19 protein-coding genes are annotated in these 23,178 nt (G+C 63.7%); 8 read left to right on the top strand and 11 right to left on the bottom strand.

Annotated features, from left to right (window positions below):
• Window positions 1-304 precede the first annotated feature (304 nt).
• The 3 genes from O7A70_RS03520 to nhaA all read left to right on the top strand — a co-directional run bounded on the left by O7A70_RS03520 (window position 305) and on the right by nhaA (window position 3,756).
• Window positions 305-1,630 (top strand): ActS/PrrB/RegB family redox-sensitive histidine kinase, encoded by a 1,326-nt coding sequence (locus O7A70_RS03520; RefSeq protein ID WP_337139038.1) that lies wholly within the window; start codon window positions 305-307, stop codon window positions 1,628-1,630.
• A 63-nt stretch (window positions 1,631-1,693) separates the two neighbouring features.
• Window positions 1,694-2,257, top strand: a complete 564-nt coding sequence (locus tag O7A70_RS03525; protein ID WP_015314185.1) for an ActR/PrrA/RegA family redox response regulator transcription factor — start codon at window positions 1,694-1,696, stop codon at window positions 2,255-2,257.
• 302 nt (window positions 2,258-2,559) lie between these two features.
• Window positions 2,560-3,756: a Na+/H+ antiporter NhaA gene (nhaA, locus tag O7A70_RS03530; protein WP_337139039.1), complete on the top strand. Its 1,197-nt coding sequence runs from the start codon at window positions 2,560-2,562 to the stop codon at window positions 3,754-3,756.
• Window positions 3,757-3,810: 54 nt separating this feature from the next.
• Here nhaA and O7A70_RS03535 read toward each other — a convergent pair whose 3' ends face one another.
• From O7A70_RS03535 to cueR, 3 genes are all read right to left on the bottom strand, one after another.
• A complete protein-coding gene (locus O7A70_RS03535; protein ID WP_181171036.1) occupies window positions 3,811-4,311 on the bottom strand; it encodes an MmcB family DNA repair protein in 501 nt (166 codons plus the stop codon).
• A 555-nt stretch (window positions 4,312-4,866) separates the two neighbouring features.
• A complete protein-coding gene (locus tag O7A70_RS03540) occupies window positions 4,867-5,337 on the bottom strand; it encodes a nucleoside deaminase (RefSeq protein WP_337139040.1) in 471 nt (156 codons plus the stop codon).
• A gap of 125 nt (window positions 5,338-5,462) precedes the next feature.
• Window positions 5,463-5,852, bottom strand: coding sequence for a Cu(I)-responsive transcriptional regulator (cueR, locus tag O7A70_RS03545; RefSeq protein WP_337139041.1), 390 nt, complete (start codon window positions 5,850-5,852; stop codon window positions 5,463-5,465).
• A 224-nt stretch (window positions 5,853-6,076) separates the two neighbouring features.
• Here cueR and O7A70_RS03550 point away from each other — a divergent pair, with 224 nt between their 5' ends.
• A complete protein-coding gene (locus tag O7A70_RS03550) occupies window positions 6,077-6,694 on the top strand; it encodes a L,D-transpeptidase (protein WP_027142903.1) in 618 nt (205 codons plus the stop codon).
• Window positions 6,695-6,849: 155 nt separating this feature from the next.
• Here the strand turns inward: O7A70_RS03550 and O7A70_RS03555 are convergent, their stop codons facing one another.
• The 3 genes from O7A70_RS03555 to trpS form a co-directional block, all read right to left on the bottom strand.
• Window positions 6,850-7,419 (bottom strand): NifU family protein, encoded by a 570-nt coding sequence (locus O7A70_RS03555; protein ID WP_027142904.1) that lies wholly within the window; start codon window positions 7,417-7,419, stop codon window positions 6,850-6,852.
• A 257-nt stretch (window positions 7,420-7,676) separates the two neighbouring features.
• Window positions 7,677-8,168 (bottom strand): universal stress protein, encoded by a 492-nt coding sequence (locus O7A70_RS03560; protein WP_337139042.1) that lies wholly within the window; start codon window positions 8,166-8,168, stop codon window positions 7,677-7,679.
• 118 nt (window positions 8,169-8,286) lie between these two features.
• Entirely contained in the window at window positions 8,287-9,354 is a 1,068-nt protein-coding gene (gene trpS, locus O7A70_RS03565; protein WP_337139043.1) for a tryptophan--tRNA ligase, read from the bottom strand.
• Window positions 9,355-9,581: 227 nt separating this feature from the next.
• On the opposite strand from trpS, the gene O7A70_RS03570 reads away from it, so the two are divergent.
• Window positions 9,582-9,749 carry a hypothetical protein gene (locus O7A70_RS03570; RefSeq protein WP_337139044.1) on the top strand — a complete coding sequence of 56 codons (168 nt, stop codon included), beginning with the start codon at window positions 9,582-9,584 and terminating at the stop codon, window positions 9,747-9,749.
• A gap of 30 nt (window positions 9,750-9,779) precedes the next feature.
• On the opposite strand, the gene murJ is transcribed toward O7A70_RS03570, so the two are convergent.
• The 4 genes from murJ to O7A70_RS03590 form a co-directional block, all read right to left on the bottom strand.
• On the bottom strand, window positions 9,780-11,378 hold the full coding sequence (gene murJ / locus O7A70_RS03575) for a murein biosynthesis integral membrane protein MurJ (protein ID WP_027142908.1): 1,599 nt from the start codon (window positions 11,376-11,378) through the stop codon (window positions 9,780-9,782).
• A 46-nt stretch (window positions 11,379-11,424) separates the two neighbouring features.
• Entirely contained in the window at window positions 11,425-14,226 is a 2,802-nt protein-coding gene (locus tag O7A70_RS03580; protein WP_337139045.1) for a [protein-PII] uridylyltransferase, read from the bottom strand.
• Between the two features lie 114 nt (window positions 14,227-14,340).
• Window positions 14,341-15,144, bottom strand: coding sequence for a glycosyltransferase family 25 protein (locus O7A70_RS03585; protein WP_337139046.1), 804 nt, complete (start codon window positions 15,142-15,144; stop codon window positions 14,341-14,343).
• A gap of 343 nt (window positions 15,145-15,487) precedes the next feature.
• Window positions 15,488-16,285 carry a glycosyltransferase family 25 protein gene (locus tag O7A70_RS03590; RefSeq protein ID WP_337139047.1) on the bottom strand — a complete coding sequence of 266 codons (798 nt, stop codon included), beginning with the start codon at window positions 16,283-16,285 and terminating at the stop codon, window positions 15,488-15,490.
• Between the two features lie 198 nt (window positions 16,286-16,483).
• Here O7A70_RS03590 and O7A70_RS03595 point away from each other — a divergent pair, with 198 nt between their 5' ends.
• From O7A70_RS03595 to O7A70_RS03605, 3 genes are all read left to right on the top strand, one after another.
• Window positions 16,484-18,991, top strand: coding sequence for a heavy metal translocating P-type ATPase (locus O7A70_RS03595; RefSeq protein ID WP_337139048.1), 2,508 nt, complete (start codon window positions 16,484-16,486; stop codon window positions 18,989-18,991).
• 43 nt (window positions 18,992-19,034) lie between these two features.
• A complete protein-coding gene (gene copM, locus O7A70_RS03600; RefSeq protein WP_027142912.1) occupies window positions 19,035-19,427 on the top strand; it encodes a CopM family metallochaperone in 393 nt (130 codons plus the stop codon).
• An 82-nt stretch (window positions 19,428-19,509) separates the two neighbouring features.
• Entirely contained in the window at window positions 19,510-20,355 is an 846-nt protein-coding gene (locus O7A70_RS03605; protein ID WP_337139050.1) for an aldo/keto reductase, read from the top strand.
• Here O7A70_RS03605 and mutS read toward each other — a convergent pair whose 3' ends face one another.
• Window positions 20,356-23,127: a DNA mismatch repair protein MutS gene (mutS, locus tag O7A70_RS03610; protein WP_337139051.1), complete on the bottom strand. Its 2,772-nt coding sequence runs from the start codon at window positions 23,125-23,127 to the stop codon at window positions 20,356-20,358.
• Window positions 23,128-23,178 lie beyond the last annotated feature (51 nt).

Here is a 23,178-nt window from a genome sequence, read left to right on the forward strand (position 1 = left end):
CAGCGTAAGGAGCAAGAGGCAGCACGGCAAAATGGTCAGGACCTGGGTCGGGACACTCCGCCTTCGTCATCGCGCCATCAAAGCGCGCTGGGATGATTGGAACCCGATCCGCGTAACCCTTGCGGGCCAGCGGTCATCAATGTCGACCGCATCAACAGGCCGAATACATGACCGCTCCAGACTATCCGCCAAAATGCCGAATGCACCTTGCCAACAGGGGGCCGTCCATACATGACGAAGTTGGGGAGGCCTCGGGCTGACAGCGCTACTGGCGCTATTCCTCCCACGGCTGTAATCCATTGCCATGATCAACATCCTAAACACGCCCGATTTCCAGCAGAGCCAGCGACTGCGCCTCAACACGCTGATCCGGCTGCGCTGGCTGGCCATTGTGGGGCAGAGCGTGACGGTGCTCGTTGTCGCCTACGGCCTGAAATTCCCGCTGCCGGTCAGCCTGTGTTTTGCCCTGATCGCCTGTTCGGCCTGGATGAACCTGTTTCTGGCCTTCCGGTTTCCGGCCGCGCACCGGCTCACTCCGTTCGCAGCCTTCGGCATCCTGATCTTCGACAGCCTGCAGCTAGCCGGGCTGCTCTACATGACCGGCGGCCTGACCAACCCGTTCTCGCTGCTGATGACCGTGCCCGTCGTCATTTCGGCGACCTCGCTGCCCCTTCGCCTCACCGCCATTCTTGGCGGGCTGGTGATGATAGCGGCGACCTTGCTGGTCTTCCGCCATCTGCCGCTGCCCTGGCATGAGGACGCGCCGCTGGCGATGCCCTTCGTGTATGTCGCCGGTATGTGGATGGCGGTGCTGTCGTCCATCGCCTTCACCGCCATGTACGCCTTCCGGGTGGCCGCCGAGGCCCGGCTTCTGGCCAACGCGCTCGCCGCCACCGAACTGGTGCTGCAGCGCGAGCAGCATCTTTCGGCGCTCGACGGCCTGGCCGCCGCCGCCGCGCACGAACTCGGCACGCCCCTCGCCACCATCACGCTGGTCGTCAAGGAAATGGAGAAGGCGCTCGGCACCGATCCGAAATACGGTGAAGACGTGAAGCTGCTGCGCTCGCAGAGCGAGCGCTGCCGCGAAATCCTGAAACGCCTGACCAGCCTGTCGTCCGAAGGCGAGGCGCATCTGTCCCGCCTGCCGCTGACCTCGCTGGTCGAGGAGGTCACCGCGCCACATCGCGACTTCGGCATCTCGATCAAGCTTCGCCCCGGCGAGCGGACCGGACCGGAGCCGGTCGGGCGGCGCAATCCGGGCGTCATCTACGGCCTCGGCAACCTGGTCGAGAACGCCGTCGATTTCGCCCGCAAGAGCGTCACCATACGCTGGAGCTGGGACGAGGCGATGGTCTCCTTCTCGATCACCGATGATGGCCCGGGTTTTCCGCCCGAGATCATCGACCGCATTGGCGAGCCCTATATGTCGACACGCCAGGGCAATGAAGCCGGAGGCGGCCTGGGGCTCGGCCTGTTCATCGCCAAGACATTGCTCGAACGGTCTGGCGCCACGCTGGATTTCCGCAATTCGAGCGGCCTCGGCGAAGGGGCCGTGGTGCGGATTTCCTGGCCGAGAAGCGTCTTCCTGAACCCGGAAACGGCCCCGGCGACGATGTTTGACACTGCGTAATTGGACAATAGCCCCGCAAAACTATATCTGCGTAAAAATAAGGCAGCAGGAATTTTCGAGACGATGACAGGCGATGAAAACAGTGGGCCTATGGTTGAAGGCGAGGATACCTCGCTTCTGATCGTCGACGACGACAAGCCGTTCCTGACCCGTCTGGCCCGTGCCATGGAAACCAGGGGTTTCGTGGTCGAGACGGCGGAGAGCGTCGAGGAGGCCGTGGGCAAGGCCCGCGCCAATCCGCCCGCCTATGCGGTGGTCGACATGCGGTTGGGCGACGGCAATGGCCTCGACGTGGTCGCCGCCATCCGCGAAAAGCGCGAGGATTCCCGCACCATCATCCTGACCGGTTACGGCAACATCGCCACCGCGGTGACTGCGGTGAAACTTGGCGCCGTCGACTATCTGTCGAAGCCCGCCGATGCCGACGATGTCTTCGCGGCACTGACCCGCACCACCGGCGAGCGCGCCGCCCCGCCGGAAAACCCGATGTCGGCCGACCGCGTGCGCTGGGAACATATCCAGCGCGTCTACGAGATGTGCGAGCGCAATGTTTCCGAGACCGCGCGCCGGCTCAACATGCATCGCCGCACGCTGCAGCGGATCCTCGCCAAGCGCGCACCGCGTTAGGATCGCTGGCTGCCGGCTGGGATCGATGAGAATTTACAGCCTGCGGTGGAGACGACCCAATCGCCGAAGTCAGCGCTGCCCATCATCGCCCTGCCGGGCACTTCTCCCCGTATAGTGACGGGGAGAAGGGGCTGGCGGCAATGGCGACGCTCTTCTTGCGACGTCGACGATTGGCGAAACCGGTTGCGAGAGCGCCCCTCTCCCCGTCACTATACGGGGAGAGGATGCCGGCAGGCAGGTGAGGGGCGGCGCCGGCGCCTGGACAATGAAGCCCGCCGAGCAGGCGACATGACGGAGGCAAAATGCAGGATTTGAAGCAACGGCCGGTTTCCGTCTTCCGCGAGTTCCTGGACAGCGAGGCTGCTGGCGGCATCATCCTGATGGTGGCGGCGGCCCTTGCCCTGATCGTCGCCAATTCGCCGCTTGCCGAAACCTATTTCGCCGTTCTCCACGCCTATCTCGGCCCGCTCAGTGTCTCGCACTGGGTCAATGACGGGCTGATGGCGGTGTTCTTCCTGCTCGTCGGGCTGGAGATCAAGCGCGAGATGCTGGATGGCCAGCTCTCGACCTGGCCGCGCAGGGTGCTGCCTGGCATCGCCGCGGCCGGCGGCATGGTGGTGCCGGCCCTGGTCTATGTCGCCATCAACAGCAGCAATCCGGCCGCACTGTCCGGCTGGGCGATCCCGACCGCCACTGACATTGCCTTCGCCCTCGGCGTGCTGTCGCTGCTCGGCAGCCGCGTGCCGGCCTCGCTGAAGGTCTTCCTGACCGCGCTTGCCATCATCGACGACCTCGGCGCCGTCATCATCATCGCCATCTTCTACACCAGCGGTCTGTCGCTGGCCTATCTCGGCGCGGCCTTCGCCGTCATTGCCGCGCTCATCGTGCTCAACCGCATGCGGGTGATGAGCCTGGTGCCTTATCTCGTGCTTGGCGCCATCCTGTGGGTGCTGGTGCTGAAGTCCGGCGTTCATGCCACGCTGGCCGGCGTAGCACTTGCGCTCACCATTCCGCTCGAACGCTCCGCCGGGATCGGCCACGATCTCGACCATTCGCCGCTGCACCGGCTCGAGCATGGCCTGCACAAACTGGTGGCGTTCATCGTCGTTCCGATCTTCGGCTTCGCCAATGCCGGCGTTTCGCTTGCCGGCCTGAGTTTCGGCGCCTTGATCGAGCCGCTGACGCTGGGCGTCGCGGCCGGTCTCGTTGTCGGCAAGTTGGTCGGCGTGTTCGGCTCCTCCGCGCTCGCCATCCGCTTCGGCCTCGCCGACCTGCCGGCCCATGCCGGCTGGTCGCACATGATCGGCATTTCGCTGCTGTGCGGCATCGGCTTCACCATGAGCCTGTTCATAGGCCTGCTCGCCTTCGCCAGCGACGTGGCGCTGCAGGACGCGGTCAAGGTCGGCATTCTCGCGGGTTCCTTCATCGCCGCGCTGCTTGGTGCCGCGGTGCTGCTGATGGCGCCGGCTGCGAGTGGAGTGGAAGGGACTGAGGAGTAGCCGTTCCGGGCTGGAGCATCTGACAGTTGCGGGCGTCAATTTCAGGGGCCGCGATTACTCGCTCTCCCCCTCCAGCGCCGGTACCGCCACCCCCGCAAGCTCCGCCGCGAGCAGCCGTGCTGCGCCCGCACGCGCGATGCGCAGCATCAGCGCCTTGCGCGTTGCCGCCGCCATGCGATGCTCCGGCGCATCGCGCAGGATTTCGGCGCCATAGCCGTCGGAGAGGATGAAGCCGCACTCTTCCGGAAAAATCTCCGCTGGCACGCCCGGATGGGTGGCAAAGAAAAAACGGTCGGAATGCAGGCGATAGTCCGGCCACTTGCGGTCAACGCGAAAATCCTCGATCGAGGATTTGATCTCGATGATCCAGATATCGCCCTGCCGTGTCAGCGCCACGAGATCGGCGCGGCGGCCGGTGGCCAGCGACAGTTCAGGCAGCACATGCGCGCCCATTTGCATCAGCAGCCGCTGCACGCCCCGCCGCACCAGCATGGCGCGCTCGGACTGGCGACCGTCGATCAGAGGGTTCAGGAGAATCGGGGAGATGATTGGCATGGCGAGCATCATGCCAGATTTTGTTCACGGTTTGAACCCGTTTTTGGGCGGTGATTATATATTTGACAAACCCACAGCCGAACCGGGGTTCATCTAAATGTCATGATGAGGCGGCACATTAGTGGTGCCGAATATCCCATCCGGCTCCATCATTCAGCCCGGTCCCAACCCGGGCTTTCTTTTTAGGTCTCTACGGTTTCCAGCCTGGACCGTATGGATCCGATGGCGCTTACGATGGCCTCTGCGGTTTCTCTGTCCAGCGCGATATCCAAGGTGCCTTCGGTCGTCTGTATCGACAGGATGCCGAGGGCGCCTTGATCGTCATTGACTGTGCAGACGTGGATTTCGGTCGGCACAAAAGGCGGGGACTTTTCCCTGCGGTCCATCGTTCACCTGATGTCAACGGGGCGAACGACAATCGCGCAACCCAGCGACACATTCAAGCGGGCTAAGGTTGTAACTCTTAGCTAGGCCTAGCGCGATCCGGTCCCAAACCAAAAGCGAAATTGGAAGACATTCAGGACAGACCGGCAACCCAGCAAACCCGAAGAACCACTACCGCTGCCAGAAGCCACGGTGCACCGAGACCAGCTCGTCCGCAATTTCGGGGAAGGGGCCGTGAACCTCGATGTTCTTCTGTCCAGAGCCGAGCACGACGCGCGAGGGCAGGCTCATTGTCGGGTTTTCGGGATGGTCGCCGGTCAGAGCGAGAAGCTCGGTCTCCTCGAAGCCATAGACCAGCCGGCCGATATTCGCCCAGTAGAGCGTTCCGGTGCACATCGCACAGGGCTCGCCGGTTGAGACCAGCGTGCACGTCCACAGAAACTCAGGCGAATAGGCTGCCGCCGCGCGCCGGGCAAGTTCGGTCTCGGCGTGATGAACGGTGTCGATATTGCCTTGGCGCATGAGGATCGCGTCGTCGGGGCCGACCAGCACAGCACCGGCCGGATGATGGCCGTGCGCGGCAGCCTCGCGAGCGACCGCATCGGCGGCGCGAAGGTGGGCGAGCATCTGGTCGCGGGTCATGCGGTCTCTCCGGCTTATACGTTACGCTCATATTGGAGCGTGCAATATACTGCACGAACCGCCTTCGCCCAGGCCACCTTCCTCGATACGAGTCTATCGCTGCTGCGGTGGGGTTTGTCGCTGACTCACGCCGCCCCCGCCATATCATCCAGGATCGGGCAGTCCGGCCGCTCGTCGCCATGGCAGGCGTGAACGAGCTTCTGCAGCGTCGAGCGCATCGATTGCAGCTCGCGCACCTTCTCCTCGATGGCCATGACATGGGCGGCGGCGATCGCGCGCACGTCCTGGCTGGCGCGGCCACGATCCTTGTAGAGCGCCATCAGCTGGCGGCAATCGTCTATGGAAAAGCCGAGGTTGCGCGCGCGGCGCAGGAAGGCCAGCCGGTGGATGTCGTCGCCCGAATAATCGCGGTAGCCGTTGGCGGCGCGCGCGGGCGCGATCAGGCCGATTTCCTCGTAGTAGCGGATGGTCTTGGCCGGCAGGCCTGAGCGGTGGGCGGCGTCGCCGACATTCATGGCGGGTCCTCGATTTTGCGGGCCTGCGATTCAGGCCCATTGAATTTCCTTGACAATCCGGCGAGGTATGTTGCCGAAATGCCATAGTGATACGCATACCAGCATGTAAGTCCCCGCATATAGGCATCGTGTGCTTGGCAAGCAAAGCAAATGCCAGCATGAATGATGATGAGAAAGCGGCCGACTCGTGCCGCTCTGGTTTAGGCGGGGCACCGGATCACCACATGCGCATGAAGTCGCTTGCAATAATCGCCGCACTGGCGCTGTCCACCGCTATTGCCGGGTGCAGCACCATCGGCGGGCAGATCTTCTCCAACGACTATGGCGCGGTGACCGATGCCGGTTACCAGCTGCCGCGGATCCCGATCGAGAAAGTGCCTTCGAAGTACCATCGCCAGGAAGTCAATTACGACACCAAGGAAAAGCCGGGCACCATCATCGTCGATACGCAGAACAAGTTCCTGTACTTCGTCGAGGGCGGCGGCCGGGCCATCCGCTACGGTATCGGCGTCGGCCGCGAAGGCTTTGAATGGCACGGCACCGCCCATATCGCCATCAAGCGCGAATGGCCGACCTGGACACCGCCCTCGCAGATGATCAAGCGCCAGCCCGAACTCGCCAAGTTCGCCGGCGGCATGGATCCGGGCCTGAAGAACCCGCTCGGCGCGCGCGCCATGTACCTGTTCAACAAGGGCGGTGACATGGGCTACCGCCTGCACGGCAGCCCGGAATGGAACTCGATTGGCAAGGCCATGTCGTCGGGCTGCATCCGGCTGATGAACCAGGATGTCATCGACCTCTACGATCGCGCCGAGGTCGGCGCCAAGGTCATCGTTCTTTAGGCCATGATGCCGGAAAGCCCCGCTTTTCGGCACATCGTGGTTAAACTGGAAGTCGCCTTTCATATGCGGACCGTCTAGGCAACAACGGACGTCCCAAACAGAAAACCGGGCAATTCGGCCCGGTTTTTTGTTGTCTGTCGGCAGGGAATTGGCGGTTAGGAGACCTGTTCGACCTGCTGCACTTCCGGCACGAAATGGCGAAGCAGGTTCTGGATGCCGTGCTTCAGCGTCGCCGTCGACGACGGGCAACCGGCGCAGGCGCCTTTCATGTGCAGGAACACGGTGCCGTTCTCGAAGCCGCGGAAGGTGATGTCGCCGCCGTCCTGGGCCACCGCCGGGCGCACGCGCGTGTCGAGCAGCTCCTTGATGGTGATGACGAGCTCCTCGTCGGCCTTGTCGTAGAATTCGCCCGTCTGGCTGGTCTCGGCGGCGGGGCCGGCCTTTGCCATGACGGGCGCGCCGGACATGAAGTGCTCCATGATGGCGCCGAGGATCGCCGGCTTCAGGTGCTGCCAGTCCGGGCCGTCCTTGGACACGGTGATGAAATCATAGCCGAAGAACACGCCGGTGACGCCGGGGATTTCGAACAGCCGGCCAGCCAGCGGCGAGGCCGTCGCCGCACTGTCGGCATCGCGGAAATCGGCGGTGCCTTCGAGCAGCACTTCCTTGCCGGGCAGGAATTTCAGTGTCGCCGGATTGGGCGTCGACTCGGTCTGGATGAACATGGCCGTCTCCATGCCCGTTTTGGGCAACTAGTTTGGAATAGTTCTAAATAGGCTCTATCGGCTGGACATTCAAGCGAAACGCATCGCCGGAACGGCTGGCTAGCGGAATGTTTTTTCGAGCCTGGCGCCGACTTGAGATGTGTTGAGTTCAGGTCAGGCCGAGTCGAAAATGCTTGATACCGGGAACCGGAGCGAAGCGTACTTGAAGTACGGAAGCACCGGTATCATGTATTTGCAGGACCGGCCTCACATGAATATCAGGCGAGGCTGTCGATCTCCTCATCCGACAGATTCTGCGGCACCACGGTGACCGGGATCGGAAAGGCCGCACCCTTGCCGGCCACGGCACCGACCAGCGGTCCGGGACCTTCCTTGCCGGCGCCGGCCGCCAGCACCAGGATGGCGATATCCTGGTCTTCCTCGATCAGTTTATGGATCTCTTCGGTAGGCTTGCCTTCGCGCACGACCATCTCCGGTTCGATGCCGAGCTTCTGGCGCACCTTGTTGGCGTAGCCGTCGAGCGCCGCGAGCGCCGTGGCGTTCGCCTCCTCGCGCATGATCTTCTCGACGCCCAGCCAGTGCTGGAAATCGTCCGGTACGATGACATAGAGCAGCACCAGCGTGCCGCTAGTGCTCTGCGCCCGCTTCGAGGCGTAGGCGACGGCGCGTTCGCATTCCGGCGTGTCATCGATGATGGTCAGGAATTTCCTGCGATGACCGGCTTCGCGGCTGAGACGTTTGGAGACCATGTCTACCTACTCGGTAACTTTTCGGCCGCAATCTGCCACCGCGGCAGGCCGGCGGCAAGCCGCCGGCCACAGGCCAGTATGTCTTGGCCGGTATGAGGCGGCGCGTTGACGATCGGGCTCAGCCCTGCAGCAGTCCGACAATGTCGCGCACCGTCTTCATTGTCGTCTCGGCAAGCACGCCGGCGCGTTCGCCGCCGTCCCGGAGCACGGCGTCGACATAGGCGCGGTCGCCTTGGATGCGGCGCATCTCGCTGGCGATCGGCGCCAGTTTCTCCACAGCGAGATCGGCCAGCGCCGGCTTGAAGACGGAAAACTGCTGGCCGCCGAACTCCTTCAGCACATCGGCCTTCGACATCTCGGCGAGGCCCGCATAGATGCCGACCAGGTTTTCCGCCTCGGGCCGGCTTTCCAGCCCGTCGACCTCGCTCGGCAGGGCCTCCGGGTCGGTCTTGGCCTTGCGGATTTTTTTCGAGATGGTGTCGGCATCGTCGGTCAAGTTGATGCGCGACAGGTCCGATGGGTCCGACTTCGACATTTTCTTCGACCCGTCGCGCAGGCTCATGATGCGCGCCGCCGGCCCGCCGATGACCGGCTCGGTGATCGGGAAGAAGCCGTTCACCGTCTCCTCGCCGACCTGCATCTCGACGCCGACGCCAAGACCGGCAATGCGGTCGGAGAAATCGTTGTTGAATTTCTGGGCGATGTCGCGGGTCAGTTCCAGGTGCTGCTTCTGGTCCTCGCCCACCGGCACGTGGGTGGCGCGGTAGAGCAGGATGTCGGCCGCCATCAGCGAGGGATAGGCGAGCAGGCCCAGCGAGGCATTCTCGCGGTCCTTGCCGGCCTTGTCCTTGAACTGCGTCATCTTGTTCATCCAGCCGATGCGCGCCACGCAATTGAAGATCCAGGCAAGCTCCGCATGCTGCATCACCCGCGACTGGTTGAAGACGATGTGCTTCTTCGGATCGATCCCGGAGGCGAGGAACGCCGCGGTGATCGACCGTGTCTGGTAGGCAAGATCGTCATAGACGAGCTGGGCGGTCAGGGAATGCAGGTCGACGACGCAATAGATGCAGTCGGACGTATCCTGCAGGGCGACGAATTTCTTGATGGCGCCGAGATAGTTGCCGAGATGCAGATTGCCGGTCGGCTGGACACCGGAGAAGACGAGTGGCTTGAAGGCGGACATGGTTTCCTCATGGCTTGTGGAGGGCCGTATAAGCGCGATTCCGAAAAGTTGCAGACTTTTCGGAGCCAATCACGCGGCTGGAAACCGCGCGCGGCGAAAGCCTTGCGACGGCGCGCTTATGGACGAGAGTGGGGAGAGGATCAAGAGCAGTTGCAATCGACAGGCCCATTGCTTCAGGCGCTGTTTGTGCGGCGCGTGTCCTGCATATGATCCTGATGAGAAATAGAATGCCTGTGACCGTTAACGGCGAGGACGCGCTCAAGCGCCGTCGCGATCGCGAGACACCGCTGGAGACAGCGGCGCGGCTTCGGGCTGAATTCAGGATCGAACTTGGCAAAAAGGCACGCGAGGCACTGCCGCGCCAGGTCTACGACGAACTGTCTGGCGAAGGCTGATGCTTGTCGGCGACGTCGCCACCGTTGGGCTTACGGATCTGGAGACTGTTCCTTAGTCGCTGGCGATCCCCTGCGCCCGACATTGCGCCGGATCATGCTGAAATCGGCACCGCCGGTGGCGAACGCGGTGACGAAATAGAGCGTCGCTCCGCCCGCCACCAGCGCGAGTACGGTCGTCGCCTTGATGACCAGCGGCGAGCCGGGTCCGAGCCTGACGGCGAAATAATGCTCGGCGAAATAGAGGGCGACCCCCATTACCACCGCCGACAGCACCAGCCGCGGAATGCGCTTCAGGAGCGGCACGTCGCGGCCCCAATGGCCGCGCCGGATCAGCACGGCAAGCAGCATCAGCGCGTTGACCCAGCCGGCGACGGCCGAAGCCACGGCAATACCGGGTGCGCCCATCCTCGGGAACAGCGTCAGCGCCGTGGCGACGTTCACCGCCACGGAGATTGCGGCGAAGATCATCGGCGTGCGCGTGTCTTCGCGGGCGAAATAGCCTGGGGTGAAGGCCTTGATCAGCACGAAGGCCGGCAGGCCGAGACCGAAGATCGCCAGGATCGCCGCCACGACAGGCGTTGAATGGTTGGCGGCGAACGCGCCGCGCTCATAGACCAGCCGTACGATCGGTTCCGACATGACCCAGAGTGCCGCCGCCGCCGGCAACGTCATGAACAGGGTGAATTCGACGGAGCGGTTCTGCAGATTGGCGGCCTCGATCAGGTTGCCTGACTTCAGCGCCCGCGACAGTTCGGGCAACAGCACGATCGCCACCGCGACGCCGACGACACCGAGCGGCAACTGGTAGACGCGGTCGGCATAGGCCAGCGAGGAGACGGCACTGTCCTGCGCCGAGGCGATGGCCGTTCCGATCAGCTGGTTGATCTGGGTGATGCCGCCGGTGATCGCCGCCGGCAGCGCCAGGATCAGGAGCCGCTTCACGTTCGGCGTCATCTTCGGCCGGCGGAAGCCGATCGAGATGCCGGCATTGCGTACCGCCACCCAGACGATGGCAAGCTGCACCACGCCCGCCGCCAGCACGCCCCAGGACAGGGCGAAGCCAACAGCATGTGCATCCAGTCCATGGTACCAGGCGTAGCCAAGCACGCTGATCAGGATGATGTTGAGGAAAGCCGGCGCGATCGCCGCCGCGAAATAGCGCCGCAGCGAGTTCAGCATGCCCGCCATCATGGCTGCGAGCGACATGCAGATCAGATACGGGAACATGATCGTCGCAAGCGTGACGGTCGTCTCGAACTTGCCCGGCGTGTCGGCAAAGCCCGGCGCCACCAGATAGCGCACGATCAGCGGCATCGCCAGTTCCATTGCAATGGTCAGCGCCAGGAGCGCGGTGAACAGGACACCGAACACCTCTTCCGAGAATCGCTTGGCGCCGTCGGTGCCGTGCGTCTCGATCTCCTTGGCGAACAGCGGCACGAAGGCGGCATTGAAAGCGCCCTCGGCGAACAGCCGGCGAAACGTGTTGGGAAACTGGAAGGCGGCGTTGAAGGCGTCCGCGACCGGTCCGGTGCCGAGTGCGGCTGCCATCAGCATCTCGCGGCCGAAACCGAGCGCACGGCTCATCAACGTGCCGGAAGCGACGGTAGCAAATTTCTTGACGAGACTCATGCGTTCGCAAACTGCCTGTGGGATTGGGAGAAGGGGATGAGGGCCGTCACTCGGCTGCTGCCTTGGCCCTGCCGCCGCGTTCCGGCACGATGCCTTCGAGCGTCGCGATCAGCCGGTTGCGGATGGTGGCGATGCGGGCTGGGCTGTCGATCTTCTGGCCGGTGAGGTCGGTGACGTAGAAGGTGTCGATGACCTTCTCGCCGAAAGTGGTGATATGCGCCGAGGCAATGTCGAGCGACAGGTCGGACAGCGTCCCGGTGATCTCAGACAAAAGGCCCGGGCGGTCGAGCCCCTCGACCTCGATGACCGAAAACCGGTTCGACAGCGCGTTGCGGATTTCGGCGCGCGGCGGGATCTTGAACACCTTGGATCCGCGCCTTGGCTTGGTGCGTTTCTCGATCATTTCCGGCAGCCAGCTCTTGCCCGACAGCACGTCCTCGATCAGCCGGCCGACGCGCTCGGCGCGCCGGCGCTCGTCCTCGTCGCGATCGAACTCCCTCGATATCAGGATCGTGTCCAGCGCGCGGCCATCCGATGTCGTGAAGATCTGCGCGTCGACGATGTTGCCGCCGGCCCCGGCGCATGCCCCGGCAATGACCGAGAGAAGACGGGGATGGTCCTGCGCCAGCACGGTGATTTCGGTCACCGCCTCGAACTGATGGGTCTTGACCATGGTGGCGAGCTTATTGCCAGCCGCGTCCGTCTCGCGAATGAATTCGGCGTGGCGGAGCTGGTCCGGCAGGTCCACGGCCAGGAGATAGTTTTCATAGTGCAGCCCGACATAGCGCTTGCGCGCCTTGTCGGGCCAGTCGGCGAGCGCCTCCGCCAGGCGTTCGCGCGCTGCCGCCGTGCGTTGGGCGCGCGAGACTTCCGAAAAGCCTCCGGTCAGCAGCAGTTCGGTCTCGTAGTAGAGCGTACGCAGCAACTGGCCCTTCCAGCCGTTCCACACGCCCGGTCCGACGCCCCTGATGTCGCAAACGGTCAGGATCAACAGCATCTTCAGCCGCTCGACCGACTGCACGATCGAGGCGAAGTCCTCGATCGTCTTGCGGTCGTTGAGGTCGCGGGTCTGCGCCGTCATCGACATGACGAGGTGGTTCTCGACCAGCCAGGCGACGGTTTCCGTATCGGCCGGCGAAAGCCCCATATGCGGGCAGATCCGCCTTGCGATCCTGGCGCCGGCCTCGGAATGGTCTTCAGGCCTGCCCTTGGCGATATCGTGCAGCAGCACGGCGACATAGAGCGCCTCGCGGCTCTTCTTCAGGCCCGGCATCAGCGAATGCGACAGCGGATGCACCTTCTCGCCGTCGCCGCGCTCGATCTCGGCCAGCACGCCGATGCAGCGGATCAGGTGCTCGTCGATCGTGTAGTGGTGGTACATCGAGAACTGCATCATGGCGACGATCTTGCCGAAATCCGGGATCAGCCGGCCGAGCAGCCCCGCCTCGTTCATGCGCCGCAGGTTGAGTTCGGCGTTGCGGTCCGAGGTCAATATGTCGAGGAACAGCCGGTTGGCTTCCTCGTCGCGCCTGAGCGACTTGTTGACCAGGCCGAGCGAACGGGTGAGCAGTTTCAGTGCATCGGGATGGAATTCCAGCCCGTGCTTGTCGGCGAACCAGAACAGCCTGAGAAGATTGACCGGGTCGCGCTCGAAGACGCCGTCGTCGGCGATGTTGATGCGATGGTTGTCGACGATGAAGTCGGACGTGCCGGCAAGCTTGCGCTTGCGGCGCTGGAAGGTGAGGAAGATGCGGTTGAAGCCGGGAACGTGCTTGGCCTGCTCCTCCTCCAGCGCGGCGCAGAAGATTCGGGTCAGGTCGCCGACATCCTTGGCGACGAGGAAATAGTGCTTCATGAAGCGTTCGACAGCCGACAGGCCGGGATGGGTCGTATAGCCGAGCCGTTCGGCGATCTCGCGCTGGATGTCGAAATGCAGCCGCTCCTCGGCCTTCCCCATGAGGAAATGCATGTGGCAGCGCACCGCCCACAGGAAATCCTCGGCCTTCTGGAACTCACGATACTCGGCCTCGGTGAAGACGCCTTTCTCGACCAGTTCCTCGCCGGTGCGCACGCGGTAAAAATACTTGCCGATCCAGAACAGCGTCTGCAGATCGCGCAACCCACCCTTGCCGTCCTTGACGTTGGGTTCGACCAGATAGCGGCTTTCGCCGGCCTTGGCATGGCGCTCGTCGCGTTCGGCGAGCTTGGCCTGCACATATTCCGGACCGCTCGTGCGCACCACCTCATGGTCGAAGCGCAGCATCAGCTCGTCATAGAGTTTGCGTTCGCCCCACAGGAAACGGGCTTCCAGGATCGAGGTGCGGATGGTGATGTCGGTGCGCGACAGCCTGAGGCACTCATCGATGTTGCGGGTGGCATGGCCGACCTTCAGCCCCATGTCCCACAGCATGTAGAGCATGTACTCGACTGTTTGTTCGCCCCACGGCGTCTGCTTGTAGGGCAGCAGGAACAGGAGGTCGATGTCGGATCCCGGCGCCAGCGTGCCGCGGCCATAGCCTCCGACGGCAACGACCGCCATGCGTTCGGCCGAGGACCGGTTCTTCACCCGGTAGACATGCGTCGCGGCAAAGTCGTAGAGCGCACAGATCAGCTCGTCCATCAGGTGCGACAGCCGTTCGGCGCAAGCGTTGCCGCCGCCATCTTGCCTCAGCATGGCCTCGGCTGTCTTGCGGCCCTCGGCGAGGCGCCCCTTGAGAAGCTGAAGAACGGCAGCACGGATGGCCTGGCTGGAACCGTCGCCGGCACTGGCCGCGGTCAGCGCGGTCATCTCGCGGCGCAAAGCGCTGCCGTCGATCAATTCATCGAGCTTCAGGGAAATTTTCGCCATGGATACCGGTTGGCCCTGCCTTTTGGGCGGCGTCTATAGCGTGTTTTCGCGGCGCTGGGTATGGGCCTGCTGTCGATCCGGCAAACGCTCTAGTCGTTTGCCCGGGCAAACGCTCTAGTCGTTTGCCTCGACTGGAGCGAGCGGTACGACAATCTGCCGCCGCAGCCTGCAGAGATCGGTGATCTGCCGCGCTGCCCGCCGGGCCTCCCTGCGGATTCGCGCGATAGCCGGCATCCTGTGTCCGTAGGCGAGCCCGCTTGCGACCCACTCGGCCTCCCGTCCCGGTTCAACCAGGCTCGGCAACCTGTTGCCTACGAACTGCTCCTGCGCACAGAGCGCCGGGACCAGCTGGTAGATCGTCTTGCCGCTCGACGTAGCGAACGCAGGGTCGAAGATGAGACTGTCCACCGCCACATTGACGTCGGCGGTCGCCTCGAGAAGGGCACGTGCCATTTGCCGGGAGAGCAGGTAACCGCCAGTTCCGATGTGGTTCTTGCGGAGCCTGAACAGCGAAAAACCGCCGCCGACGGAAAACCTCTCCCTCTGGATCACAGTTGTGTGGAAGAATGTCTCGAGCTTGACGACATCGGCATCGGCCGGAATCCAGCTCGTATCGGCAAGCACCGCACCGGCTTTCGCGGAAAACACGATGTCGTCCTCGAAGACGGCGCCATAGGGCGCGTCGTCTTGCGCGATAATGGTCCAGCAGGCGCGATGGCTGTGCAGGCATGCGATCTCGCTGCCAGACAGGCGCCGCACCGCATACAGTGAATGCTGGCGCTGCAGCATGAGCTCCGGATGGTCCCTTGCATCGATTGCGGCAACCCGCTCGAATCCAAGGCCGATGCGCGCAAATTCCGCCGTCGTATGGGCAAGCCGGTCGGGAGATCGATCGAGGTTGATGACCAGGCGCTTCATTCTTCAACGAAATTTATATTTTCTTGTGATGGCAGGCTCTATAGCACATGTGGGGCCGGCGTCTCCTATTTTCTTGCGAAAGGCTTTGCGTTGTAACCAAACGAAAGGACAATAGGGCTATTTGCCCCTCAATTGGCCGGAATCACTGTGGATTTTTAGGGGAGGTATAGATTTCAATTTCTGCCTCCGCTCGCCGCATGGGCGGGTCCAAGCAATACTGAAACCTATACTTACCTTGGGGAGTGTTGGGGATTTCCGCCGCGGTGCCGGCGGGCTTTCTTCCCGCGACGCCCAAGCGCATTCCTGTGCCGTAGGATGTGGACCTGTCGGCCGTCAGGCAAGCTTAGGCCCCGGTCGAATCGAACGGGACGATAATGTGTCGCCGACCTCTGCAGAATTCGACGATCCACTGTACGGTTCGTCCGCCTTCCCTCATCATTCTTTCGGCGATCGGCTTCCTGGATTTTGCGACAAGCCCATTCGCCGTCCCTGTGGCGTCCCGCTCTTGGGCGAGCAGGCTTGGCAATCGGTCGCCGACGAACTGGTCCTGCGCGCACAGCGCAGGGACGAGCTGGTAGATCGTCTTGCTGGACGAGGTCGCGAACGCCGGAGTGAAAATTAGATCGTCGGCGGTGATATTGATCGTTTCGGTCGCTTCGAGGAGATCGCACGCGACCTGTCTGGAGATGATGTAGCCCCCGGTCCCCGGATGGTTCTTGTATAGCCTGAACGCGGAAAAATCATGCCCGGCGGCGGTCCTTCTCCGGTGGATGAGGGTCTTCTTGAAGTACGTCTCCAATTTGACAATGTCGGCATCGGTCGGAATCCAGCCGTCGTCGGCCAGCAACGGACCGGCATTTGCTGAAAAAACCACGTCGTCCTCGAAGATGGCGCCGTAGGGGGCCTCCTCCTGCGCCAGGATCGCCCAGCAGAGGCGGTGGCTGTGCAGGCAAGCGATCTCGCTGCCCAGCAAACGCCGGGGCGCATACATCGGATGTTGCGGTTGCTGCCCGAGTTCGGGGTGGCTGCGTGCATCGATCGCCGCAACGCGTTGGAACGCGGTGCCGATCCGGGCGAACTCTGCGCTTATGTGAGCAAGTCGGTCCGGGGACCGATCGAGATTTATGACCAGGCACTTCATTGTCGACCGAAATCTAGCGGGATGAATGGGATGGGAGAATATTAGCAAGAAAAGTTTTAGCACGAGCTCGGCCTTTGTGCAGGGGGGCGATCGATTTCACGGGGCCTGAAATGCGGAAAACCAAAACGGCCCTTGACCTTCCAGTTGCTGGAAGCACTACCTCGGGTTTTGAAGCAGTGACAATCAAGGCATTTTAGAATGACGCATTCAGATCACGATCATCACACGCACGGCTCGCATGGCGGCTGTTGCGCGCCGAAAGGCGCTGCTTCGGATGCGGTTCTGCGCGACCCGGTCTGCGGCATGACCGTGGATCCGGCCGCCGGCAAACCGACATTCGAGCATGGCGGCCGCCTCTATCATTTCTGCAGCGAGCGCTGCCGTTCGAAGTTTCACGCCGAGCCGGAAAGCTACCTGACGGCGACCGACCCCGTCTGCGGCATGAGCGTCGACCGCGCGACGGCGAAACATTTTGTCCGCCATGAAGGCCAAGGCTTTTATTTCTGCTCCGCCGGCTGCAAGGCGAAGTTCGAGGCGGCGCCGCAAACCTATCTCGGCGGCAGGCCGGTGCCGGCGCCGATGCCCAAGGGCACGCAATACACCTGCCCGATGCATCCGCAGATCATCCGCGACAAGCCCGGCTCCTGCCCGATCTGCGGCATGGCGCTCGAGCCAATGGGCGTGCCAACTGGCGATGAAGGGCCAAATCCCGAACTGGTTGATTTCACCAGGCGGCTCTGGGTGAGCGCGGTGCTGTCGGTCCCGCTGCTGATCATCGCCATGGCGCCGATGGCAGGCCTGTCGCTGGAGGGTCTGGTCGAGGATCGCGCAAAGGTCTGGATCGAACTGGTCCTGGCGAGCCCGGTGGTGCTCTGGGCCGCCTTCCCGTTTTTCCATCGCGGCTGGGACTCAATCCTCAACCGCAGCCCCAACATGTGGACGCTGATTTCCCTGGGTGTCGGCGCCGCCTATCTCTACAGCGTCGCCGCCACGCTCTTCCCGGACATCTTTCCGCATCAGTTTCGCGGCCATGGCGGTGCGGTGCCGGTTTATTTCGAGGCAGCCGCAGTCATCGTGGCGCTGGTCTTCCTCGGCCAGGTGCTGGAACTGCGCGCCCGTGAAAAGACCGGATCGGCGATCCGGGCTCTGCTTGACCTCGCGCCGAAGACCGCACGGCGGATCGCCGAGGACGGTTCCGAGAGCGATGTGCCGCTGGACGACGTCAAGGCCGGCGAGCGCCTGCGCATCCGGCCCGGCGATGCTGTCCCGGTCGACGGCACGGTGCTCGAAGGCCGCTCCTCCATCGACGAATCGATGATCACGGGCGAACCCTTGCCGGTCGAGAAAGCCGAAGGCGATGCCTTGACCGGCGGCACGCTCAACAAGAACGGCTCGCTGATCATGCGCGCCGAACGGATCGGCGCCGAGACCACGCTGTCGCGCATCGTCGAACTCGTCGCCAAGGCACAGCGCTCGCGCGCGCCGATCCAGGGCTTGGCCGACCGAGTTTCCTTCTACTTTGTCCCGGCCGTCGTTATGGTCGCCATCGCCGCCTTCATCGCCTGGGCGGTCTTCGGCCCCGAGCCCAGCCTGATCTTCGCCATCGTCTCGGCGGTTTCGGTGCTGATCATCGCCTGTCCCTGTGCGCTGGGTCTCGCCACGCCGATGTCGATCATGACCGCTACCGGGCGCGGCGCGCATGCCGGCGTGCTGATCAAGGAAGCCGCCGCGCTTGAACGCTTCGCCGCTGTCGACACCTTGATCGTCGACAAGACCGGCACGCTGACCGAGGGCCGACCGAAATTGACCGATGTCGTGGCTGCCAGTGGCTTTTCCGAGGGCGAATTGCTGGTATACGCCGCGACCCTGGAAAAAGGCTCGGAGCACCCGCTGGCCGAGGCCATCGTCGACGGGGCGGGCCAGCGCGGCGTGAAGATCGCCGAGGCCGGCAGCTTCGAAGCGGTTACCGGCAAGGGCGTTTCCGGCACGGTATCGGGCAAGAGGGTCGCGCTCGGCAATGCCGTGATGATGGCCGATCTCGCCATCGACGTTTCCGCAATCCTGGCCAGCGTGGAAGCGTTGCAGGGCGATGGCAAGACGGCGATGTTCGTCGCTGTCGACGGCAAGCTGGCCGGCATCGTCGCCGTCGCCGATCCGATCAAGGCGACCACGGCCGAGGCGATCAAGGCGCTGCATGACAGCGGGCTGAGGATCATCATGGCGACCGGCGACAATGAGCGCACCGCCAAGGCGATCGCTGGACGTCTTGGCATCGACGAGGTTCGGGCAGGTCTGTTGCCGGAACAGAAGGCAGCGCTCGTCGACGAACTGCGCGGCAGGGGTGCCGGCGTTGCCATGGCCGGCGACGGCGTCAACGACGCGCCGGCGCTTGCCGCCGCCGATGTCGGCATCGCCATGGGAACGGGCGCCGATGTCGCGGTCGAGAGTGCCGGCATTACTTTGGTCAAGGGCGACCTGAACGGCATCGTCCGCGCCCGCACCCTGGCCCAGGCGACCATCGGTAACATCCGGCAGAACCTGTTCTTCGCCTTCCTCTACAATGTGCTCGGCGTGCCGGTTGCCGCCGGCGTGCTCTATCCGCTCACCGGCACGCTTTTGTCGCCGATGCTGGCGGCGGCGGCGATGAGCCTGTCCTCCGTCTCGGTGATCGCAAACGCATTGCGGCTCAGAACGTTGAAACTCTGAGATCAACTCCCAGATACGAAACCCAACCAACAGGAGATCATGAATGACCTTGGCTAAAAAACTTGTGCTGCTGCTGATGGCCGCCGGAATGCTGCTTGCCGTCTTCCTCGAAAGCGTGCCGGCGCAGAGCGAGGAGATGAAGCACGACATGGGCGCCATGGCCATGGGTGCGGAAGGCCCTTCGACGGCGGGCTACAAGGCGGCTATGGACAAGATGCATACCGATATGATGGCCTCGCAATATACCGGTAATGCCGATGTCGATTTTGTCCGCGGCATGATTCCGCATCATCAGGGCGCGATCGACATGGCCAAGGTCGAGCTGGCCAACGGCAAGGATCCGGAAATCCGCAAGCTCGCCGAAGGCGTCATCGCCGCGCAGGAAGCCGAAATCAAGCAGATGCAGGACTGGCTCGCCGCCCATCCAGTGAAGTAAGCTTCCCGGCATCGCTACCCGGCGAGAACTCTTTCCGGAGTCTCGTCGCGGCTCGATGCGATCGGGTACCACGGAGCCAGCCATGGAATCGAGCGTCAGGACCACCACGCTGCCCTGCGGCGAGGCCATACCCGTTCTCGGCCAGGGTACGTGGAAGATGGGCGAGGATTCGCGCCGGCGCTCCGAGGAGGTAGATGCGCTCAAGCTCGGTCTCGATCTCGGCGTCACGCTGATCGACACCGCCGAAATGTATGCCGGCGGCGGTGCGGAAGAAGTGGTGGCCAAAGCTATCGCCGGGCGCCGCGCCGAGGTCTTCCTGGTCTCGAAGGTACTGCCTTCCAACGCTTCGCGGGCCGGCGTGCAGCGCGCCTGTGAGAACAGCCTTAGGCGCCTCGCGACCGACCGCATCGATCTCTATCTGCTGCATTGGTCGGGCAGCGTGCCCCTGTCGGAAACGGTCGAAGCCTTCGAGGCGCTGAAAAAGGCCGGCAAGATCCGGCATTGGGGCGTCAGCAATTTCGACACCGACGAGATGCAGGAATTGGCGCTCCTGTCCGACGGCGACAAGGTACAGACCAACCAGGTGCTTTACAATCTGGTTCGCCGCGGCCCGGAATTCGATCTCACGCCCTGGATGAGGAAACGTGGCATCCCGCTGATGGCCTATTCGCCGGTGGAGCAGGGCGCGCTGGCACATAATGACAGGCTCGCCGCAGTCGCAGCCCGTCACGGCGCAACCGCGGCGCAAATCGCCTTGGCCTGGATAATGCAGCAGGACGGCGTCATCGCCATTCCCAAGGCCGGCAGCCAGGCGCACGTCCGCCAGAATTTTGCCGCGCTGGACATAAAGCTTACGCCGCAGGACATCGCCGATCTCGACCGTGCGTTCCCGCCGCCCAGCCGTAAGAGTGGGCTGGAGATGATCTGACTACTTCCCCGCCAGTCCCTTCAGCCGGTAAAGCGCCTCCAGCGCTTCCTTTGGCGTCATCTCGTCGGGGTTGAGGTCACCGAGTGCTGCGCCCAGCGCGTCGCTCTTCAGCGGCCTTGGCGCTTCCCGCTTTACCGCCACCGAAAATAGCGGCAGGTCGTCGACCAGCCGGTTGGTCTTGCCGGAGACCTCGCCTTCCTCCAACTGGTGCAGCACCGCCTTGGCCCGGTCGACCACCGCTTCCGGCAGGCCGGCGAGCCGTGCCACCTGCACGCCGTAGGAGCGGTCGGCGGCGCCCTTGCCGACCTCGTGCAGGAAAACGACGTCGCCCTCCCATTCCTTGACCCGCATAGTGACGTTGGAAAGCCGCGCCAGCTTGCCTGCGAGCGAGGTCATTTCGTGGAAATGGGTCGCGAAGATCGCCCGGCAGCGGTTCTTCTCGTGCAGATATTCGACCGCCGCCCAGGCGATCGACAGGCCGTCGAACGTTGCGGTGCCGCGGCCGATCTCGTCGAGGATCACCAGCGCGCGTTCGCCGGCCTGGTTGAGGATCGCCGCCGTCTCGACCATTTCGACCATGAAGGTCGAGCGGCCGCGCGCCAGATCGTCCGAGGCGCCGACGCGCGAAAACAGGCGATCGACGACGCCGATATGGGCAGATGCCGCCGGCACGAAGGAACCCGTCTGGGCCAGGATCGCGATCAGCGCGTTTTGCCGCAGGAACGTCGACTTACCACCCATGTTCGGGCCGGTCAGCAGCCAGATCGCGCCGTTCTTGGCATTTCCCTCCGGCGAGAGGTCGCAATCATTGGCGACGAACGGGCCTTCGCCCGAACGGCGCAGCGCTTGTTCGACCACTGGATGCCGGCCGCCGGAAATCTCGAAGGCAAGGCTGGAATCCACCACCGGCCGGCACCAGGCTTCGCTTTCCGACAAAAGCGCAAGTGCCGCCGACACGTCGAGCACGGCGAGCGCATCGGCGCCGGCGCGGATCGCCTCGGCCTCGCCGACCGCCTCCACCGTCAGCGCATCGAAGGCGGCCAGTTCGATGCTCAGCGCACGGTCGGCGGCATTGGCGATCTTGGTCTCCAGTTCGGCGAGTTCGGTCGTGGTGAAGCGCATGGCGTTGGCCATGGTCTGGCGGTGGATGAAGCGCCCCTTGGCGCCATCGCTGCCGGTCATGACGGCATGATGGTTGGCCGTCACTTCGATGTAGTAACCGAGCACGTTGTTGTGCCGGATCTTCAGCGAACGGATGCCGGTCTCCTCGATCAGGGAGCGTTCCAGCCCGGCGATCACTTTGCGCGACTCGTCGCGCAGCGCCCGCATCTCGTCGAGTTCGGCATGGTAGCCGCCGCGAACGAAACCGCCGTCGCGTTTGAGCAGCGGCAGTTCCTCGCCGAGCGCCTGGGTGAGATGCTGGGCAAGTGTCTTGGGCAGCGCCTGAATCGCGGCCATCGCGCCGGCCAATTCCTGGGGCAGGGCGATCGCGGCAAAGGTTTCGGCGATGGCGCCCGCCGCCTCGAAGCCGGCGCGGAGCGCGCCGAGATCGCGCGGGCCACCCCGATTGAGCGCCAACCTGGACAGGGCACGCGGCATATCGGCGACACTCTTCAGGCTCATCCGCACTGCCTGGCAAAGCCGCACTTCGGAACGAAAGAACGACACCGAATCCAGCCGTGCGCCGATGGCCGCCGGGTCGGTGAGCGGCGCCATCAGCCGGTCGGCGAGCAGCCTCGCGCCGCCGCCGGTCACCGTGCGATCGATCGCCTTGAATAGCGAACCCTCGCGGCTGCCGGACAGCGTGCGCAGCAGTTCGAGATTGCCGCGCGTCGCCGGGTCGATGAACAGGGTCGAGCCCTGCTCCTCGCGCTCGGGCCGCGACAGCGGCGGCCGTTCGGCCTTCTGCGTCTTCTCGACATAGGCGATGGCGCCCGAGATCGCCGACAGTTCGGCGCGCGAAAACGTGCCGAAACTGTCTGGTGTCGCCACCTCGAAGAAGCGCGCGATCCGTCCCGTGGCCGAGGCCGAATCGAACAACGAAGGCGGCTGTGGGCTGGCGACACGTCCGAGCACGTCGAAAACCGGCTTCAGCTCGGGATCGTGGAACACCGGCTCGGCGACGATCAGCTCACGCGGATCGACACGGAAGATGTCGGCGAGCAGCCGGTCGGCGGTGGTCTCCGCGACGCGGAAGGCGCCGGTCGAGATGTCGATCCAGGCAATTGCAAAGCTTCCTTGGTGCCCTGTCGCGCTGCCGCGCTCCCCGCCTCTTGGCTCCGCTCCGCCCTTCACCCTGCCCAGCGCCATCAGGAAACTCGATTCCGAGGGTGCCAGCAATTTGTCCTCGGTGATGGTGCCCGGCGTTACCAGCCGCACCACATCGCGGCGCACCACCGATTTGGAACCGCGTTTCTTGGCCTCGGCCGGATCCTCGATCTGCTCGCAGACGGCAACGCGGAATCCCTGGCCGATCAGCTTCTGCAGGTAATCGTCAGCCGCATGCACCGGCACGCCGCACATCGGAATGTCGTGGCCTTGGTGCTTGCCGCGTTTGGTGAGCACGATGCCCAGCGCCCGGCTCGCCTTCTCGGCATCGTCGAAGAACAGCTCGTAGAAATCGCCCATGCGGTAGAACAGCAGCGAATCCGGGTTAGCCGCCTTGATCTCGATGAATTGCTCCATCATCGGCGTGACGGCGGCAGCACCGGGCTGCGGCGGCGTCATCACCTCGGGGGCGGCGTCGGGCTCGTTCGGGCTGTGCATGTTCATGGCGCGGCACGCTAGCAGATGTGATGGCGGGGTTTAATGCCGGGGGCTTAG

Source organism: Mesorhizobium sp. Cs1299R1N1 (genome assembly GCF_037179655.1).
Classification (GTDB): domain Bacteria; phylum Pseudomonadota; class Alphaproteobacteria; order Rhizobiales; family Rhizobiaceae; genus Mesorhizobium; species Mesorhizobium salmacidum.

Excerpts from the sequence above, each read along its gene's own strand:
- O7A70_RS03535 (WP_181171036.1), bottom strand. The coding sequence starts at position 4,311 with ATGCCAATCATCTCCCCGATTCTCCTGAACCCTCTGATCGACGGTCGC.
- O7A70_RS03595 (WP_337139048.1), top strand. The coding sequence starts at position 16,484 with ATGACGCATTCAGATCACGATCATCACACGCACGGCTCGCATGGCGGC.
- O7A70_RS03570 (WP_337139044.1), top strand. The coding sequence starts at position 9,582 with ATGCCTGTGACCGTTAACGGCGAGGACGCGCTCAAGCGCCGTCGCGAT.
- O7A70_RS03525 (WP_015314185.1), top strand. The coding sequence starts at position 1,694 with ATGACAGGCGATGAAAACAGTGGGCCTATGGTTGAAGGCGAGGATACC.
- O7A70_RS03555 (WP_027142904.1), bottom strand. The coding sequence starts at position 7,419 with ATGTTCATCCAGACCGAGTCGACGCCCAATCCGGCGACACTGAAATTC.
- mutS (WP_337139051.1), bottom strand. The coding sequence starts at position 23,127 with ATGAACATGCACAGCCCGAACGAGCCCGACGCCGCCCCCGAGGTGATG.
- murJ (WP_027142908.1), bottom strand. The coding sequence starts at position 11,378 with ATGAGTCTCGTCAAGAAATTTGCTACCGTCGCTTCCGGCACGTTGATG.
- copM (WP_027142912.1), top strand. The coding sequence starts at position 19,035 with ATGACCTTGGCTAAAAAACTTGTGCTGCTGCTGATGGCCGCCGGAATG.
- O7A70_RS03580 (WP_337139045.1), bottom strand. The coding sequence starts at position 14,226 with ATGGCGAAAATTTCCCTGAAGCTCGATGAATTGATCGACGGCAGCGCT.
- O7A70_RS03605 (WP_337139050.1), top strand. The coding sequence starts at position 19,510 with ATGGAATCGAGCGTCAGGACCACCACGCTGCCCTGCGGCGAGGCCATA.
- O7A70_RS03520 (WP_337139038.1), top strand. The coding sequence starts at position 305 with ATGATCAACATCCTAAACACGCCCGATTTCCAGCAGAGCCAGCGACTG.
- cueR (WP_337139041.1), bottom strand. The coding sequence starts at position 5,852 with ATGAATGTCGGCGACGCCGCCCACCGCTCAGGCCTGCCGGCCAAGACC.
- O7A70_RS03550 (WP_027142903.1), top strand. The coding sequence starts at position 6,077 with ATGCGCATGAAGTCGCTTGCAATAATCGCCGCACTGGCGCTGTCCACC.
- O7A70_RS03560 (WP_337139042.1), bottom strand. The coding sequence starts at position 8,168 with ATGGTCTCCAAACGTCTCAGCCGCGAAGCCGGTCATCGCAGGAAATTC.
- nhaA (WP_337139039.1), top strand. The coding sequence starts at position 2,560 with ATGCAGGATTTGAAGCAACGGCCGGTTTCCGTCTTCCGCGAGTTCCTG.
- O7A70_RS03590 (WP_337139047.1), bottom strand. The coding sequence starts at position 16,285 with ATGAAGTGCCTGGTCATAAATCTCGATCGGTCCCCGGACCGACTTGCT.
- O7A70_RS03585 (WP_337139046.1), bottom strand. The coding sequence starts at position 15,144 with ATGAAGCGCCTGGTCATCAACCTCGATCGATCTCCCGACCGGCTTGCC.
- trpS (WP_337139043.1), bottom strand. The coding sequence starts at position 9,354 with ATGTCCGCCTTCAAGCCACTCGTCTTCTCCGGTGTCCAGCCGACCGGC.
- O7A70_RS03540 (WP_337139040.1), bottom strand. The coding sequence starts at position 5,337 with ATGACCCGCGACCAGATGCTCGCCCACCTTCGCGCCGCCGATGCGGTC.